Below are 17,353 nucleotides of genomic sequence, written 5' to 3' on the forward strand. Positions count from 1 at the left end.
GAGCGTATGGGGCAGGCCGGTGCCGGGCTGCCCAGGGCTACGGGCATCAGTCGGGCACGCTTCCTGGGGGGCCTGGCCTCCGCCGGGGTCGCGGCCGCGGTGCTGCCGGCCGGGGTGGCGAACGCGTCCGGGGGGCGGCCGGGACTCCGGCATCGCGGGGTCGTCTACACCGTCGGAGAGGGCGAGAAACCCGGCACCGCCTTCAGCGCCGCTCGGATGCGGCGGGACCTCCGTGCCATCCGGGACGAGCTGCACGCCGACACCGTGGACGTCACCGGGGACGGGGTGGAACGCCTCACGGCCACCGCCGCCGAGGCCGCCGAGCGGGGTTTGCGCGTCTGGCTCCAGCCGACCCTCGGCGACGTCCCCGCACGGGACGTCCTCGACCATCTCGCCGAGACCGGCCGTTTCGCGGAACGGCTGCGCCGGCAGGGCGCCGCGGTCGAGCTCAGCGTCGGCTGCGAGTTCTGGCTCTTCGTCCCCGGCATCGTCCCGGGTGACACCGCCCTCGAACGCATCCGGAACCTGCTCGACGGACAGGTGGACCCCGTCGCCATGCAGCGCCGCCTGGGCCGTTTCACGGCCAAGGCGGCCGCGGTGGGCCGTTCCGTCTTCCGCGGCAAGCTGAGCTACGCCGCGGCCCAGGACGACGTGGTCGACTGGCGCCTCTTCGACGTCATCGGCATCGACTACTACTCGTACTTCGCCGACGAAGGCGACAGATCCGGCAAAGTCGGCAACGCGCACTACGCGCGGGAGTTGAGGCGCCATCTGCGGTGGGGCAAACCGCTGGCCATCACCGAGTTCGGTACCTGCGCCTACGTCGGCGCGCCCGAGACCGCCGGCATGGGCTGGGACGTCGTCGACCACGACAAGCGGCCCGAGGAGATCAAGGGGCATCTGGTCCGCAGCGAGCGCACGCAGGCCGAGTACCTCGTACGGCTCCTCGACGTGTTCTCCTCGCTGGGGCTGTACGCGGCGATGGCCTTCGAGTTCGTCACCCCCGACGCCCCGCACCGCCCCGGCGACCCGCGTCACGACCTCGACATGGCGAGCTACGCCCTCACCAAGACCATCGAGGACCGGCCCTACGACCCCGCCTCCGGCTGGCACTGGGAGCGGAAGGAAGCGTTCCATGCGCTGGCCCGCCGTTATGCGTGCGAACGAGGCCGCACGACCGGTGTGGGTGCGGGTGTGGGTGCGGGTGCTGGTGCCGGTCTCGGAGTCGGGTCCGGCAGCCGCCCCTGACCGGTGTTCCCTCGTGTCAACCGAGGTTGCCGCCTCGACCGGCGTTCCCCCGTTCGTGGGACGTCGCGGCCCGCCGTACGGGCGTGCACCGAGCGCGGACACATCATGCGTGCATGCCCCCGACCGGTGCCGTCCGGCCGGTGCCCGTCCGTCCCGTGCCCGGCCCGTGGCCGAACCCCGGACCGCCACCAGAATTGCATCGTTAGTTTTCTTGAACTCTTCGTGTTTATGACGGTAGGTTCGCCCTCATGACCGCCTCCCCGACCCCGACCACCGCCGAGGAACTGCGCGGTGTCGGCCTGCGCGTGACGGCAGCACGCGTCGCGCTGCTGGAGACCGTCCGGGCCGGCGACCACCTCGGCGTCGAGGCGATCGCCTCCGGAGTCCGCGACCGCGTAGGTCACATCTCCGTGCAAGCCGTCTACGAGGCCCTGCACGCCCTCACCGCGGCGGGGCTCGTGCGCCGCATCGAACCGGCCGGCCATCCGGCGCGGTTCGAGGGGCGTGTGGGCGACAACCACCACCACATCGTGTGCCGGTCGTGCGGCGCCGTCGCCGACGTCGACTGCGCGGTCGGCGACGCGCCCTGTCTGACCGCCGCCGACGACCACGGCTTCGCCATCGAAGAGGCCGAGGTCGTCTACTGGGGCACCTGCCCCGACTGTTCCACCGGCCGCAGTTCCTGAGCACCGAGTTCCGCACAGTTCGGAAGGATTGCCATGACTGAGAACCACGACGCGATCGTCACAGACGCGAAGGCGGAGGGGAGCGGTGGCTGCCCCGTCGCCCACGACCGTGCCCTGCACCCGACACAGGGCGGTGGCAACCGCCAGTGGTGGCCTGAGCGACTCAACCTGAAGATCCTTGCCAAGAACCCGGACGTGGCCAACCCGCTCGGTGAGGACTTCGACTACGCCGAGGCGTTCAACGCCCTCGACCTGGCGGCGGTGAAACGGGACATCGCCGAAGTACTGACCACCTCGCAGGACTGGTGGCCGGCCGACTTCGGCAACTACGGCCCGTTGATGATCCGTATGGCCTGGCACAGCGCGGGCACCTACCGCATCAGCGACGGCCGCGGCGGCGCCGGCGCCGGGCAGCAGCGCTTCGCCCCGCTCAACAGCTGGCCGGACAACGTCAACCTCGACAAGGCCCGCCGTCTGCTGTGGCCGGTCAAGAAGAAGTACGGCCAGAGCATCTCCTGGGCCGACCTGATGATCCTCACCGGCAACGTCGCGCTGGAGCAGATGGGCTTGCCGACCTTCGGCTTCGGCGGCGGCCGCGAGGACGTCTGGGAGCCGGAGGAGGACGTCTACTGGGGCCCCGAGACGGCCTGGCTGGACGACAAGCGCTACACGGGCGACCGCGAGCTGGAGAACCCGCTCGGCGCGGTCCAGATGGGCCTCATCTACGTCAACCCGGAGGGTCCGAACGGCAACCCGGACCCGCTGGCCGCGGCCCGCGACATCCGTGAGACGTTCCGCCGCATGGCGATGAACGACGAGGAGACCGTCGCGCTGATCGCCGGCGGCCACACCTTCGGCAAGACCCACGGCGCCGGTCCGGCGGACCACGTTGGCGACGACCCCGAGGCGGCCGGCTTCGAGGAGCAGGGCCTGGGCTGGCGGAACACCTACGGCACCGGCAAGGGCGCCGACGCCATCACCTCCGGCCTGGAGGTCACCTGGACGGCCACGCCGACCCGCTGGAGCAACGGCTTCTTCGACAACCTCTTCGGCTACGAGTGGGAGCTGACGAAGAGTCCGGCCGGCGCCCACCAGTGGAAGCCGAAGGACGGCGCGGGCGAGGGCACGGTCCCGCACGCCCACGACGCGTCGAAGAAGATCGCCCCGAACATGCTCACCACGGACCTGGCGCTGCGCTTCGACCCGATCTACGAGCCGATCTCCCGCCGCTTCCACGAGCACCCCGAGGAGTTCGCGGACGCCTTCGCCCGCGCCTGGTACAAGCTGACCCACCGTGACATGGGCCCGAAGTCGCTGTACCTCGGCCCGGAGGTCCCGGAGGAGACCCTGCTGTGGCAGGACCCGCTGCCCGAGCGCGAGGGCGAGCTGATCGACGACGCCGACATCGAGGCTCTCAAGAGCAAGCTGCTCGACTCGGGCCTGTCCGTGACCCAGCTGGTCACCACCGCCTGGGCGTCCGCCTCGACGTTCCGCGGCAGCGACAAGCGCGGCGGTGCCAACGGCGCCCGTATCCGCCTGGAGCCGCAGCGCGGCTGGGAGGCCAACGACCCCGACGGGCTGGCGCAGGTACTGCGTGTCCTCGAGGGCGTCCAGCGGGACTTCAACGCCACTTCCGGCGCCAAGAAGGTCTCGCTGGCCGACCTCATCGTCCTCGGTGGCGTCGCGGCCGTGGAGAAGGCCGCCAAGGAGGGCGGTTTCGAGGTGCGGGTGCCGTTCACCGCGGGCCGGGTCGACGCGAGCGAGGAGCACACCGACGCCGAGTCCTTCGAGGCGCTGGAGCCGACGGCCGACGGCTTCCGCAACTACCTCGGCAAGGGCAACCGGCTGCCGGCCGAGTTCCTGCTGCTCGACCGGGCGAACCTGCTCACCCTGAGCGCTCCCGAGACGACCGTCCTGGTCGGTGGCCTGCGCGTCCTGGGCGCCACCCACCAGGGTTCGCAGCTCGGTGTCCTCACCAAGACGCCCGGTGTCCTCACCAACGACTTCTTCGTCAACCTGCTCGACCTGGGCACGACGTGGAAGGCGACCTCCGAGGACCAGACCGCGTTCGAGGGCCGCGACGCAGCCACGGGCGAGCTGAAGTGGGCCGGCAGCCGTGCCGACCTCGTCTTCGGCTCCAACTCCGAACTGCGCGCGCTCGCCGAGGTCTACGCCAGCGACGACGCCAAGGAGAAGTTCGTCAAGGACTTCGTCGCCGCCTGGGACAAGGTCATGAACCTGGACCGGTTCGACCTCGTCTGACCCGGCCTGTCTGATCCAGCTCGTCTGATCCAGCTTGTCTGATCCAGGTCGCCTGATCCGGCTTGTCTGATCCGGCCGAACGCGACGTCCGGGTCCGCCCTTCGCGGGGCGGGCCCGGACGTCGTGCCGCGGGGACGCGGGTGGGTGAGATGTGTAGTTTCCTCTTGGACATGACTGGTCTCCCGCTGGTTCGCTGTGCTCGTCGAAGATCCGACGACCGCCCGTGGCTCCGCGAGCCAGGCGGCGGGCTTCCTGGGAGGACCGCGCTCATGACCGCTGGCGACCGATTCGATTCGCTGCCCCGGCGAGGCCTGTTCAAGGCGGGGCTCGCGGTCACCGCCGTGGCGGTGACCGGTGCGGCCGCCGCCGCTCCCGCCGCCTCCGCGGCCCCGGCCACCGGGCAGAGCGCCGCCGATGCCGAGCTGGGCGACCTGGAGCGGCGCTACGGCGCCCGGCTCGGTGTGTACGCGCGCAACGTCCGCACCGGGCGGACCGTGTCCCACCGGGCGGACGAGCGGTTCCCGATGTGCTCGACGTTCAAGGCGTTCGCCGCGGCGGCGGTCCTGCGCGACCAGGGCGGCTGTGCTCCGCTGGGCCGGGTGATCCACTATCCGCCGCACGACCTTCTGCCCAACTCGCCCCGGACCGAGGAGAACCAGCGGACCGGTATGACCGTCGCGGACGTGTGCGCCGCCGCCATCCAGTACAGCGACAACGCGGCCGGAAACCTGCTGCTGCGCGAGATCGGCGGTCCGGAGGGCCTGACCCGTTTCTTCCGCTCGCTCGGCGACGATGTGAGCCGACTGGACCGCTGGGAGCCCGAGTTGAACACCGCGATCCCGGGCGACACGCGCGACACCACGCGGCCGCGGGCCATCGCCGGGAGCCTGGAGCGACTGACCCTGGGCGGGGCCCTGAGCGACGCCGACCGGGAACAGCTCGTCGCCTGGCTGAAGGGCAACACCACCAGCGCCGCCAGGTTCGGCGCCGGTCTGCCCCGGGGCTGGATCCTGGCGGACAAGACCGGTACCGGCTCCTATGCCACCGCCAACGACGTCGGCGTGGCCTGGACGACCCGCGGGACGCCCGTCGTCCTGGCCGTGCTGTCGACCAAGAGCGCCCAGGACGCACCGGTGGACGACGCGCTCGTGGCCGAGGCGGCGCGCATCGTGGCCCGCACCCTCGCACCGGGCGAGTAACGCCCCTCGGTACGCGTGTGCCGGGTGAGGACGCCGGGTTCGGGATCGGCGCACGCGCGGCCAGGCGGACGGTGTCACATCCGCTCCGAGCCCGGCCGGCCGCTCCTCACCGCCGCCCGGCCCCACCTCGCGACCGCGGTTCAGCCGGACCGGTGCACCACGTGTCCTCCGGTCACCGTCAACGCGACCGGCGCGGAAGCCAGTTCGTCGGCGGGAGCGGTCACCGGGTCCACGGTCAGCGCGGTGAGGTCCGCCCGGCAGCCGGGCGCGACACGGCCGGCGACGGCCGACTCGCCGGCGGCCAGGGCCGCGTGCCTGGTGCACCCCTCCAGCGCCTGCAGCCCCGTCAGACCGGGCCGGTGCGCCGCCGCGCCCTTGGGGCGGCGGGCTGTCGCCAGCACGGCCCGCACGTCGTAGTGCGCGATGGGCCAGTCCGAGCCCAGGGCGACCGTCGCCCCGGCGTCCCGCAGGTCCCGCAACCGCCAGGCACGGGCGGCCCGCTCGCCGCCCAGCCGGCGGGACCATTCGTCGCTGCCGTCGTCGCGCGTGTACCCGGTGTGCGGCGGCTGCAGGGACGCGACCACTCCCAACTCGGCGAAGCGTGGCAGCAGTTCGTCCGGCACCGTCTCGATGTGCTCGATCCGGTGCGCCCCGCGGCCACCTGGCCCGAGGGATGCCACGGTGTCCAGCACATGGCGTACGGCGGCGTCCCCGATGGCGTGCGTCGCGGTGCGGACACCGGCCGCGTGCAGCGTCCGGACGGCCTCGGCGTAGGCGCGCGGGTCGGGCCAGAAGGCGGCCGTGCCCTGGCCGTGGCAGTCGGCGTGCTCCAGCCAGGCCGTGCCGCCCTCGACGGTGCCGTCCATGAAGAACTTGACGCCGCCGACCAGCCAGTGCCGCCCGCCCCTGCCCTGCAGCTCGATCAGCTCGCCCAGGACGTCGGCGTCGGCGCCCGGCATGCACCAGGGCGCGAACCGCAGCCGTACCGGCAGGACGGTCTCCCGCGCCACCGACTCCACGAGGTCCAGGTCCCCGCCGTCCATCACATGGGCTCCGGTCAGTCCCGTCGCGGCCATCGCGGACAGCAACTCCAGCAGCCGGGCGCGCCGTTCCGCGGGCGCGGGCCGGGGGGCCACGGCCGCGACCAGGTCCATCGCGGCGTGCTCGACCAGATGGCCGGTGGGCCGGCCCGAGGCGTCGCACACCACCTCGGCGCGCTGGGCGAACGTGCGCGGCCCGGTCACCCCCGCCGCGGCGAGCGCGGCGGGGGTGGCGAGGGCGGAGTGTCCGTCGTACAGGCGCAGGAAGGCCGGTGTGCCGTCGAGTACGTCCGCCACCAGGTCGTGGTGGACGGGGCGGCCCTCGAACGCGTTGTGGTCAAGGCCGTAGCCGATCACCCAGCCCTCGACGCGCTCGGCCCGGGCGAGTGCCGCGCGCAGCCCGGCCAGGTCGGTCACCGCGGACAGGTCCGCGCCCGTGGCCATGTCCAGTCCCCACACCGGGTGGCTGTGGGAGTCGACCAGTCCGGGCACGAGGTGGGCGCCGTGCAGGTCGATGACCTCGGTGCCGGAGCCGCGCCAGTCGCGGACGTCGTCCGCCTCGCCGACCGCGGCGATGGTCCCGTCGCGCAGGGCGACGGCGCGGGCGGTGGGACGGTCGGGGTCGAGGGTGCGGATCCGGGCGCCGGTGAGGACGAGGTCGGCAGCGGGCATGGCGGCAACTCCTGTACGGGACGGCTGGGAGATGGGTCAGGCGGATCGGTCGACGGATGCCGGGGCCTGCGGCGCCGTGGATGCACGCACTTCGGCCGCCTCGGCCGCCTCGGTGAGCCGCTCGGTCGTGGCCGCCGCGCCACCGGGTTCCTCGGCGAATCGGGCGTAGACCTCCGGGCGGGCCCGCCGTAGCCACCACGCGAGCGGGAGTCCGAGGAAGAACACCGCCGGGGCCACGACGAGCAGCACGGTGTTCACCGTCGGGGACGCCCCGGTGAAGAGGTCGATGTGCCCGGCCACCAGGACGATCGCCGTCGCCAGCAAGGCGGCGGCGACGACCGGCGCCACGACCGTGCGCAGAGTGCCCTCGGTGTGGCTGACCCGCCGGAAATAGCAGGGTACGGCGATGGCTGCGAGCAGCTGGAGCAGCAACAGCCCGATCATCCCCGGGGTGTTCACCCACAGCAGCAACTGCTGATAGGGGTCGGCGTGCGCGGCCCGGAAGGCGAGGATGACCAGCGCGCCGAGGACGGTCTGGGCGATGCCGGCGAGGTAGGGAGAGCGGTGGCGCGGGTGGATCCGGCCGAGCCGGCGGGGCAACACCCCCTCCTCGGCGAGCGCCAGTGCGTAGCGGTTGATGGCGTTGTGGAACGCGAGGAGGGAGGCGAGCACGCTGGTGACGATGAAGACGTGCATGAGGTCGGCGGCCCAGCCGCCCACATAGGTGGTGATCGCGGTGAAGAACAGTCCGGCCGGATCGTCCCCCGCGGCCCGGACGACCCGGTCGTCCCCGAACGCCTGGACGGCGATCCAGACGATGAACGCGTAGAACAGGCCGAGGAAGGCGACGGCCGCGTAGGTGGCGCGCGGCACCGTGCGCTCCGGGTCGCGGGCCTCGCGGCGGTAGATGACGGTGGACTCGAAGCCGGTGAACGCGGCGAAGGCGAAGGCGAGTACGGCGGCCGTGCCGGGCACGAACACATGCGCCGGGGCCAGCGAGGCGAGCGACAGGCCGTGCGCGCCGCCCTTGGCCAGTACCCCGCCCGCGAGCAGGACGAGTATGCCGGTCTCGGCGACCAGCAGCACACCGAGGACCTTGGCACCGAAGTCGATCGAGCGGTATCCGCCGTAGCCGATGAGCAACAGGCCGGCCAGGGACACGGGTAGCCACGGCACGTCGGTTCCGAACAGGGAGTGCAGCGTGTCGCGGGTGGTGCTGGCGAGGAGGCCGTAGACGCCGATCTCCATGCCGTTGTAGCCGATCAGCGCCAGCAGGGCGGCGCCGACACCGACCGGGCGGCCGAGGCCCCGGGTGATGAAGGCGTAGAACGCGCCCCCGCTGGTGATGTGCCGGCTCATGGTGGTGAATCCGACCGCGAAGACCGCGAGGGTCAGGCCCGCCAGGAGATAGCCGACGGGGGCGCCGATGCCGCCCAGCAGGATCGCGAGCGGGGCGACACCGGCCATGACGGTCAGGGGCGCGGCGGCGGAGACGACGAAGAAGGCGATGTCGGCGGTGCCGAGCGAGCCGGAGCGCAGGCCGGCCGCGCCGGACGGCGCCCGCTCCGCGGGGGGTTCGGAGGTGGACACGGACATACGGGAAGCCCTTCTGGCGGCGGAGGGGAGGGGGTCCCGGTGGTGGGGCAGCCGGGTTCGCGGGCGTCGGCGGACGGGGCCGGGGTGGGCCGACCGGACCGGCGTCTTAGGGCGCGCGAGGGGATGGCGGGCGCCCGGAGCCGTAAACCTAAAGGCTTTCGGTTTCGGCAATGTAGCCTGCGGTTGGGCATCCGGGAAGACCTCAGGGAGAACGCTGACCATGGGACGGCCGCGCACACCGCTCCTCGACCGTGAGCGCATCATCACGACCGCGCTACGACTGATCGACGAGACGGGGGACTTCAGCGTCCCGCGGATCGCCCGCGGGCTCGGCGCCCAGACCGGATCCGTCTACCACCACGTGGACGGCCGGGACGGCATAGTGGAACTGCTGCGCGAGCGGGTCTGCGCCGCGATCGATCCGGCCACCCTCGACCTGACGCCCTGGGACACGGCCATGGAGGCCTGGGCCCGCTCCTACCGCGCCGCGTTCGCCGCCCACCCTCGCGTGATCCCGCTGCTGATGACCTCGCCCGTCCGCGCCCCCAGCGTCCTGGAACAGTACGAACGCGCGGTCGGTCTGCTGCTCGCGGCCGGCTTCGACCGCGCCGGGATCATGCCGCTGATCATCGCGCTGGAGAACCTGGTGCTCGGCTCCGCCCTCGACCTCGCCGCGCCGGAGGCGATGTGGGAGCTGACCGACAGCGTCCCGACCCCGCTTCTCGCAGAGGCGCTCGCGGCGGTCGGCGACGGCCGGGCCGACCGCGCCTTCGAGGTGGGCCTGACAGCCTTCATGAACCACGCGCGCACCCTGAGGGCGGACGGCGCCCGCTGACCGGTGTCCGGCCTCGTGGGGCCGGTGCCGCCCCGGCGGTCACCGGTACCTCCGGTCGGCCGCCGGCGACGGCGGCGAGGCGCGCGCCGTCCGCACCGGGCTCTCCCCCCGCCCCCCGGCGGCGCCAACGCGACGCCGGACGTCCAGTCCAGGGTGCCGGCCCGCGTGTCGAGGCCGGGTCAGGCCGAGGCCTCGGCGGCCGACGTCCGGTCGGCGGGGTCCGCGGCGGTGGCGAGGGGGTGTGCGGGCAGCGCGGCCGACGCCCGGGCAGGTGATCGGCCGGGGCAGCGGTCCCGACTGGGGGCAGCGGTCCCGGCTGGGGGAGGCGGTCCCGGCTCGCGGGTCGGCGGTGGGAGGGTGCCGGGACGGTCGCGGTGGCCGCGCTGGTGACGACGTCGGCGCCTGCTCGCGCGGACGGTCGTAGCGCGCCCGGCCGCGATGCGGGCGGCTCGGCCGGCGGCCGTCACGGCGCTGGCGGTCGCGCGCGGCGCGCAACTGTCGGCGGCGGACCGAGTACGTCATGGGCGAGGAGCCGTACCGCTCCGGACGCGGTAGCGAGCCCGCCGCTCCTGGTTCCACGGGCAGCGCGCGCCACCGCGTCCGACGCCACCCGCGCGCCGTAGGAGCCTCCCGCATGGGGCGGCCGGCTGGGTCGGATCACCCGGGACGACGAAACGGCTGGCCGAGGACAGTACGAGTTTCCCAGTACCGCCAGTAACATGATCACCTTGGTTTCGTTGTACCAGTCAGTCAACTCGGCGTCGTCCCCGGGCGCGCCCTGCCCGGAGATGGCCATGTCTTCAGTCAACGACGCCTTCGAGAACGCGCGCCTCACCTACGAGCAGCACACGCGGACGTGCCGCCAGTGCCACGCCGACGCCGCGCCCTGCGCCGTGGCGAAGCACCTCCTGCGCATCTACAACAACGCTCGCAGGGAGCGGATGCGCGCGCCGGGCCAGTAGGGCGCGGCCCGTCCGACGGGCACCGGTGCGAAGGGCTCGTGCCGAGATCGGCGGCTTTCGACGGCCGTGATCCGGGAACCCGGTCGCATGTCCCGTCCGCCGATACACAGGAGGCCACCGTGACGGACCGGCATGGTGACCGGCCGAACCCGGTCACCCAGCACCCGCGCCCCGACTTCCCCGCCCAGGACCAGGAGCACCCCGGCTGGACTGGCCCAATGGACCCGCCGCCCGACCACGGCGAGGAGTCCTACCGCGGCGCCGACCGGCTGGAGGGCCGTAAGACCGTGATCACGGGAGGGGACTCCGGCATCGGACGGGCGGTGGCGCTGGCCTTCGCCCGCGAGGGTGCCGACGTGCTCTTCACACATCTCCCCGAGGAGGTGGACGACGCCCGCGAGACGTCCCGTCTGGTGGAGGAAGCCGGCCGCAAGGCGGTCGCCGTGGCCTGCGACATCCGCGACGAGGGTCAGTGCCGTTCGCTCGTCGATCGGGCTGTGTCCGAGTTCGGCCGCATCGACGTCCTCGTCAACAACGCGGCGTACCAGATGTCCCAGCCGGACGGCATCGAGGCGATCAGCACAGAGCAGTTCGACCGGGTGCTCCGCACGAACCTCTACGGCATGTTCTGGCTGACCAAGTTCGCCCTTCCGCACATGCCGCCCGGTGGCAGTGTCATCAACTCCGCGTCGGTGCAGGCGTACAAGCCCAGCCCGCACCTGCTGGACTACGCGATGTCGAAGGGGGCCATCGTCACCTTCACACACGGCCTCGCGCAGATGGTCGCCGAGCGCGGCATCCGGGTCAACGCGGTGGCACCCGGGCCGGTGTGGACCCCGCTGATCCCCGCGACCCTGCCGGACACGAAGGAGTTCGGCAAGCAGTCGCCGCTCGGCCGGCCGGCCCAGCCCGCGGAACTGGCCCCGGGCTACGTCTACCTGGCCTCGCCGCAGGCGAGTTACATCACCGGGGAGATCCTGAACGCGACCGGCGGCATCCCGCTGCCCTGAGCGCCCGCCGTCCCGCCGTACCGGGTCAGCGGACCGGGAAGCCGAAGGAGTATCCCTGCTGCTTCAGCCAGGGCAGCAGGGTGCTCAGCGCGGCCACGGTCTGGGAGCGGTCGCCGCCCGCGTCGTGGAAGAGGATCGTGGGCCCGTTGCCCAGTTCCTGCTTGACGGTGGTGACGATGGTGTCGGTGCCCGGCAGCTCGAAGTCCTTGGAGTCGACGTTCCAGCCCAGCGGGCGCATCCCGTGCGAGGCCGCCAGATGCCGGCTGTACGGCGTGAAGGCGCCGCCCGGGGCCCGGTAGTACATCGGACGCACACCGCCGGACGCCTTGGTGATCTGCCGCTCGGCGTCCAGGACCTGCTGCGACTGGTACGCCTCGGACTTCTTGTCCATGGCGGTGTCGTGCGAGACGGTGTGATCGCACAGCCGATGTCCGCCCGCCACCACCTGCCGGACCAGATCCGGATGCGCCTGCGCCTGCGGGCCGATCATGCAGAACGTGGCCTTCACGCCGTTGTCCCGCAGCAGTTGGAGCACTCTCGGGGTCCACACCGGGTCCGGGCCGTCGTCGATGGTGATGTTCACCGCGTGCGGGCCACCGTCGGAGGAGTGGGCGATGGTGGCGGACACCGGCGCCCGCCCGGGCGCCGAAGACCGGGCCGAGACGCCCGGTACGGCCTTCCCGCCACCGGGCTGATTGGCCTGCGCGGTCCACACCGAGGTGGCGGCAGCCACCGCGGTGACCCCGACCGCCGCAGCGATCACCCGGCCGTACCATCCCCGCCCGCCATGCCGCGCCATGTCCGCCCCGCCCTTGTCGTGTCCATCATCTAGTGCACCTGACAGGACGGTGGGGGACCGGCACGGGATCCGGCTGTTACCGATCACGGACAATTCCGGGGCGCTTCCGCGACAGACCCGCACCGCCGTAGGCAACAAGCCCCTCGTAATCGGGGGGTTGCGGAGGTCGTCCGTGTGATCCGGCCGACCGGCCCCACCGGCGTCCGCGGTGTGGCGATCCGCGCAGCGGGACACCGCGACATCGGGCCGCCGTGAGGAGATGCGCTGAGCACCGGAGAACGCCGCTAGCGCACGGCGCCGCCGACCTCCCGGGCGTGCACGTCGGCCAGTGTCGTGGCCAGGCACTGCCAGACATGGGTGGCAAGATCGAGGTTTCGTGCCTCCGTCGCCTGCTGACCGAGTCGGCGCAGCGCGGCGACGCCCTGGTCAACGCGGCCCGCCAGGATCAGCAGCCGTCCCTCCAGTGCTGCCAGCCGGACCCGGTCCCCGTAGGGCAGCCGCAGTTCCCCGCCCGACAGCAGGTCATGGCACAGCGACCGGGCCTCGTCCAACCTGCCCTGCTGGAAGGCGAGATGAGCGCGCAGCGCGTACAGCTCCTGCAACTGCACGGGTGTGCCGATGAGTTCCAGGACGGTCCCGGCCTCGCCGAGCCACCGGTCGGCCGCCTCGACGCGGGGCGGTGTCATCTGGAGCGCGACGGCGGTCGCCGCCGTACGCAGCCTGGTCCACAGGGCCAGGCCGTCCCGGCCCTGGAGCAGACCGAGAGCCGCCTCCAGCCGGGCTCCGGCGGTGACTTGGTCCCCCTGCCGGTCGCTGACCACCGACGCCGTCCACAGCGCTTCGGCCGCCTGGGCGGGAGCCGCGCCGGGTAACAAGTCCCGCTCCATCTCCCGGACATGCCGGTCGGCGGAGTCCAGCCGGCCCAGCTCGGTCTCGACGCAGATCAGCACCAGCAGCGCGGCCATGGTGTCCGCCGCCGGCAGTTGCGCGCCGCGCGCGACGGCCAGCGCCGTGACGGCCACCGGCCGGGCCGCCCGCATGTCGCCCAGGGCGCACAGACAGCGCGCGTACTGCGCGTTCGACCGCACTCGGAGGTCCGGCGCCGCGATCAGGTCACTCAGCTCGATCAGCTCCAGCAGGTGAGCGCGCTCCTGCTCGTAGTCGCCGTCGCGGTTGCTGATCCGGCCGAGCAGCCACAGCGCCTGCCAGCGCCCGGCCGGGTCGTCCCGTTCGTCCTCCCGCACCGCCCGCAGCAGGGCCTGCACACAGTCCGTGCCCGGCGGCGCCGACGCCACGGCGGCGAGCGCATGGCTCAGACAGCCGCCGGCCCGCGGTTCCGTCAGCGTGGCCACGTCCACGCCGAGTTGCTGCGCGAGGTAGGTGACGACCCGCCCGTTGGGGCGGCGTTCCCCCGACTCCAGGCGGGAGAGGTATCCCGTGGACATGCCCTCGCCGACGAGTGCCGCCTGGCTCAGGCCTCGCTCCAGCCTGAGCTTCCTCAGCTGCCGGCCGAAGTGCGGCTGCTCAAGCATTTCGCCCTCTGATCCCCTGAGGTCCTTTTGAGTCTTCTCCGTGCCACGTGTTCACGGGGCACAGTCCGGAAGTTGCCCATACTTTAGGGAGCCTTGGCATTGGGGGCAACACCGTTGTGTACAGAGGATTCCCCCTGTCATTTGCCGTGACATCCAGGGGTGTTTCTCTCGGAACCCGCTCGGACTCGATCCACAGGTGGCCGAAAAAGAGCGTTGGCCAAAACTATTGGCAATGCACTTGTCCCGGTAGGCAAACTCTTGCCAGGCGGGTTGTCCGACCTTAGTCTCCAAGGTGCCGACCTGATGCGATTTCACCCTCGCTCACCGAAGGCCTCCGTGTCCTCTCCTGTCTTCATGTCCGGCGGAGACCACGGATCCACTCGTGCCTGACAACGTTGTCCAAAAGTCGACTGTCATATCACAAACCCCTCGCGCAAAGGGAAAGACGGTATGTCCTTGGTGGCCACAAGCATCACCGCCTCGTCCACCGCCGACGCCACCGCCGCCGGCAGCCGCCGGCGCCGCACCTACACGGCCCACGCCTCCCCGGAGGACCTGACCATCACCGCCGCGGAGGCGGATTTCGCCAGCCAATTCGGTTGCACCCCCGGCGACATATGCGGACGGGAGCTCTGCGAGCTGCTCCACGGGCGTTCGCCGGCACGTCTGCGGCAACGGTTCACCGACCTTTCCAAGGGGCGCTCGGGCTGGTTCACGGAACGGGTGACAGGCCGCGACGACGCCGGCCGCACCTTCCGCGCCGACCTGACGGCCATAGCGGTCACCGGCCCCGCGGGCCCGGCCGGGCTGGTCATCCTGCTGCGTCCCATGGAGGACGCGGAGCCCGCGCGCGACCGCGAACAGACACTGAGCGCACTCGACGCGCGCGTCCTCGAAGGGGTGGCGAGCGGAGCGTCCACCGTGCAGTTGGCGGGCCGCCTCTACCTGAGCCGCCAGGGGGTCGAATACCGCGTCGGTCTGTTGCTGCGCCGCTTCGACGCGCCCAACCGTCCGGCCCTCGTCGCGCGCGCCCACGCGTCGGGCCTGTTCGCCCTGGGGCAGTGGCCGCCGAAGGTACTGCCGGAGTTCATCGAGTGAGGGCCCCCGCTCCGTGACGGCCGTCGGCGGCAGACCGCGTCGACGGCCGTCACGGTGGGCGGAGTCCGCGGATCCCGGCTCGGCCACCATTCCCGCCATCCCGACCATCCCGGCCATCCTGCTTCCCGCCATTCCCGCCATTCCCGCCATCCTCGCGGACCCGTAGGCCCGGGGTGGCCGGACGTGAGCGGGAGGTGGTGCCGGGTGGTGCCCCGGGCCGCGGGGCCGATCAGGCGGCCGCGGGCTGCCAGGCCTCCCGGAAACGCCGCCGCGCGCGGTGCAGCCGGGACCGCACCGTGCCCACCGGCAGGGAGAGGACCTCGGCCATCTCCTCCTCGTTGAGCCCGTAGGCGCGCAGGGTGAGGACCTGGCGGTGCGATGTGGAGAGCCGGTCCAGTACGTCGCTGATGTGCACGGCGTCCAGCGGATTCGCCTGCTGCCCCGACTCGACCCTCGGATACGGCCCCTCCTCGCCGGCGCGTTTGGCGGTGCGGATCGCCTCACGGACCGTCACCGACCGCACCCAGCCGTAGAACGCGTCCGGCTCACGCAGGGTGCGCAGGCCCCGGTACACGGCGAGCAGGGCCTCCTGCGTGGCGTCGGCACCGTCGTCACGGGTGATGGACCGGCACAACCGGGCGACGTACGGGGTGATCCCGGTCAGCAGCTGGTTCATGGCCTGCTCGTCGCCCGCCTGGGCTCGGGGCAGCAGCGCCAGGGGCGTGGGGATGTCGCTGACGGTGCTCATCTCGGGGGAGGCTCCTTACGGTGGCCGGTCTGGTGCGGTGAGCCGGGCGGCCGGCCCTCAGCTCGCCGGGGCGGCGGCGGGCTCGGCGGCGTCGGCGAAGGCGGCGAGCCCGTCCTGGACCTCGTCGCGCAGGGCCCCGACGAACGACGGGCTGAAACAGGCCGTGAAATACGGGAACTCGATGGCGAGCCGTCCCTCGAAGGAGACGACGCACGCCATGACGGGACTGCGGCCCGCCTGGGGGAAGTACTGCTCACGGGCGGGCGCCAGCCGGACATCGGTGGCCTGGAGCCCGTCCGGCAGCCGGGGACCGGCCACCACGCCCATGTTCGTCGCGATCACCGTCGCCAGCTGCAACGCCGGATTGCGGGGGATCTCGGGCGTGATCCGCATTTCGTGGTGGGGGCCGTCACCGGCGACGAAGTCGCTCAGCCGGGCGTGGACGGTGCGGGCCAGCGCGACGGGATCCGCCTGCCCGCCGACCTCCACGGCCTGCCGATGCGTGGTGACCGCGGGCACCATGACCGCCGCGGACAACGGCGGCGACAGCCGGGAGCGCAGGTCGACGGGGGAGAGGCAGCCCAGGGTGCGCGGCTCGTCGCCCGCGAGACGGCGGCGCGCGGTGATGAGCAGCACCGCGCAGATCAAGGCGTGCACGGACACGCCCGCCTGACGCGCGCTGTGCCGCAGCCGGGTGGTGCGCTCCTCGTCGAAAGTCAGCCGGCACACCTCGATACGACCGTCACCGGACCCCGGCGGTACGTCGTAGGGGAGTAGCTCCACCGGGTGCGCCCGGGTCTCCTCGACGCGCCGCGCGAGGTAGGCGGCCGTCGCCGTCTCGTCGGCGTCCGGCAGCAGCCGGCTGACGGGCACCGGCCACCCGGGCTCCTCGACGGCGGCCTCCAGAGCACCGGAAGCCTTCAGAGCACCGGAAGCGTCCGGAGCACCGGAAGCCGAGGAAGCCGTGGCATGACGGGAGTAGCCGGAATCACCCCGAGCATCGGCGGCCCCGGCGCCGGGGCCCGCCTCACCCTCGACCAGGGCCCGGTAGCGGTCCCAGATCTCGTTGTTCAGCGCGATGCTGCTGTGCCCGTCGGTGATGGTGTGGTCCACCGAGAGGACGAACAGATGCTCCTCGCCCTCCGGCGCGCTCACCAGGACCGCGCGGCTCAGCGGCCCGCCGACCGGCAGCGGGGTGTTCAACTCCGTGGCCCAGGCGTCCTCTTCGGTGCCGGTCCGGGTGGCCAGCCGCGGCCGCTCGGCCTCGTCCAGCAGGCGCAGCGCGAAACCGTCGCCGTCCGGCACGATGCGGGTCCGCAGCGACGGGTGCGCCCGCGTGACCGCGTCGAAAGCCGCCGACAGCGCCCCGGCGTCGACCCGACCGCGCAACGCGGTCGAGAGCACGGCCCTGCTTCTCTGTCCCACGTACAGCGTCTCCACCGGACACAACGCACGGAGCATGTCCTCGGCCCTCTTTCGTCCGCCCATTGCCGAAATCCCGTACAGCTGACGCCATGTCATCAGCGGAGGTCGGCCCAACGTCGACTCGAGAGTGCCTGGTTGGGCCCGTGGGATTCCACTCGCGGGCCGACGCCCGGCGAAAGTCGCGTAATTTCCCTAAAGCTTGGCGGCCTTGCCGCTATCCCCGCTCCCGCGTTCTTCAGGG

The 17,353-nt window shown here is 72.3% G+C and carries 14 protein-coding genes; 8 read left to right on the top strand and 6 right to left on the bottom strand.

Going from position 1 to position 17,353, the window contains the following annotated elements; translation table 11 throughout:
* The first annotated feature begins 6 nt into the window (after positions 1 to 6).
* The 4 genes from ACIBA9_RS02615 (at position 7) to bla (ending at position 5,395) form a co-directional block, all read left to right on the top strand.
* Positions 7 to 1,248, top strand: a complete 1,242-nt coding sequence (locus ACIBA9_RS02615; RefSeq protein WP_399359505.1) for an abortive phage infection protein — start codon at positions 7 to 9, stop codon at positions 1,246 to 1,248.
* A gap of 248 nt (positions 1,249 to 1,496) precedes the next feature.
* On the top strand, positions 1,497 to 1,934 hold the full coding sequence (locus ACIBA9_RS02620) for a Fur family transcriptional regulator (RefSeq protein ID WP_362152562.1): 438 nt from the start codon (positions 1,497 to 1,499) through the stop codon (positions 1,932 to 1,934).
* Between the two features lie 33 nt (positions 1,935 to 1,967).
* Positions 1,968 to 4,196: a catalase/peroxidase HPI gene (gene katG / locus ACIBA9_RS02625; protein WP_399359506.1), complete on the top strand. Its 2,229-nt coding sequence runs from the start codon at positions 1,968 to 1,970 to the stop codon at positions 4,194 to 4,196.
* Between the two features lie 269 nt (positions 4,197 to 4,465).
* Entirely contained in the window at positions 4,466 to 5,395 is a 930-nt protein-coding gene (bla, locus tag ACIBA9_RS02630) for a class A beta-lactamase (protein WP_399359507.1), read from the top strand.
* Positions 5,396 to 5,535: 140 nt separating this feature from the next.
* Here the strand turns inward: bla and ACIBA9_RS02635 are convergent, their stop codons facing one another.
* Positions 5,536 to 7,107 carry an amidohydrolase gene (locus ACIBA9_RS02635; protein ID WP_399359508.1) on the bottom strand — a complete coding sequence of 524 codons (1,572 nt, stop codon included), beginning with the start codon at positions 7,105 to 7,107 and terminating at the stop codon, positions 5,536 to 5,538.
* 36 nt (positions 7,108 to 7,143) lie between these two features.
* Complete coding sequence (locus ACIBA9_RS02640; protein WP_399359509.1) at positions 7,144 to 8,703, bottom strand: APC family permease; 1,560 nt, start codon at positions 8,701 to 8,703, stop codon at positions 7,144 to 7,146.
* Between the two features lie 220 nt (positions 8,704 to 8,923).
* Here ACIBA9_RS02640 and ACIBA9_RS02645 point away from each other — a divergent pair, with 220 nt between their 5' ends.
* The 3 genes from ACIBA9_RS02645 to ACIBA9_RS02655 all read left to right on the top strand — a co-directional run bounded on the left by ACIBA9_RS02645 (position 8,924) and on the right by ACIBA9_RS02655 (position 11,510).
* Complete coding sequence (locus ACIBA9_RS02645) at positions 8,924 to 9,538, top strand: TetR/AcrR family transcriptional regulator (protein WP_399359510.1); 615 nt, start codon at positions 8,924 to 8,926, stop codon at positions 9,536 to 9,538.
* A gap of 794 nt (positions 9,539 to 10,332) precedes the next feature.
* On the top strand, positions 10,333 to 10,500 hold the full coding sequence (locus ACIBA9_RS02650; RefSeq protein ID WP_362152577.1) for a hypothetical protein: 168 nt from the start codon (positions 10,333 to 10,335) through the stop codon (positions 10,498 to 10,500).
* 119 nt (positions 10,501 to 10,619) lie between these two features.
* Positions 10,620 to 11,510, top strand: coding sequence for an SDR family oxidoreductase (locus ACIBA9_RS02655; protein WP_362152579.1), 891 nt, complete (start codon positions 10,620 to 10,622; stop codon positions 11,508 to 11,510).
* A gap of 25 nt (positions 11,511 to 11,535) precedes the next feature.
* On the opposite strand, the gene ACIBA9_RS02660 is transcribed toward ACIBA9_RS02655, so the two are convergent.
* Together ACIBA9_RS02660 and ACIBA9_RS02665 are read right to left on the bottom strand one after the other, a co-directional pair.
* Positions 11,536 to 12,309, bottom strand: coding sequence for a polysaccharide deacetylase family protein (locus ACIBA9_RS02660; RefSeq protein ID WP_399359511.1), 774 nt, complete (start codon positions 12,307 to 12,309; stop codon positions 11,536 to 11,538).
* A 284-nt stretch (positions 12,310 to 12,593) separates the two neighbouring features.
* Entirely contained in the window at positions 12,594 to 13,841 is a 1,248-nt protein-coding gene (locus tag ACIBA9_RS02665; RefSeq protein ID WP_399359512.1) for a helix-turn-helix domain-containing protein, read from the bottom strand.
* A 450-nt stretch (positions 13,842 to 14,291) separates the two neighbouring features.
* Between ACIBA9_RS02665 and ACIBA9_RS02670 the strand changes: the two genes are divergently transcribed.
* Complete coding sequence (locus ACIBA9_RS02670; protein WP_399359513.1) at positions 14,292 to 14,939, top strand: PAS domain-containing protein; 648 nt, start codon at positions 14,292 to 14,294, stop codon at positions 14,937 to 14,939.
* A gap of 229 nt (positions 14,940 to 15,168) precedes the next feature.
* Here the strand turns inward: ACIBA9_RS02670 and ACIBA9_RS02675 are convergent, their stop codons facing one another.
* Positions 15,169 to 15,687 (bottom strand): RNA polymerase sigma factor, encoded by a 519-nt coding sequence (locus ACIBA9_RS02675; RefSeq protein ID WP_399359514.1) that lies wholly within the window; start codon positions 15,685 to 15,687, stop codon positions 15,169 to 15,171.
* Positions 15,688 to 15,744: 57 nt separating this feature from the next.
* Positions 15,745 to 17,148 (bottom strand): condensation domain-containing protein, encoded by a 1,404-nt coding sequence (locus ACIBA9_RS02680; RefSeq protein WP_399359515.1) that lies wholly within the window; start codon positions 17,146 to 17,148, stop codon positions 15,745 to 15,747.
* Positions 17,149 to 17,353 lie beyond the last annotated feature (205 nt).

The sequence above is a fragment of the Streptomyces sp. NPDC051452 genome (assembly GCF_044454765.1).
Lineage (GTDB): Bacteria > Actinomycetota > Actinomycetes > Streptomycetales > Streptomycetaceae > Streptomyces.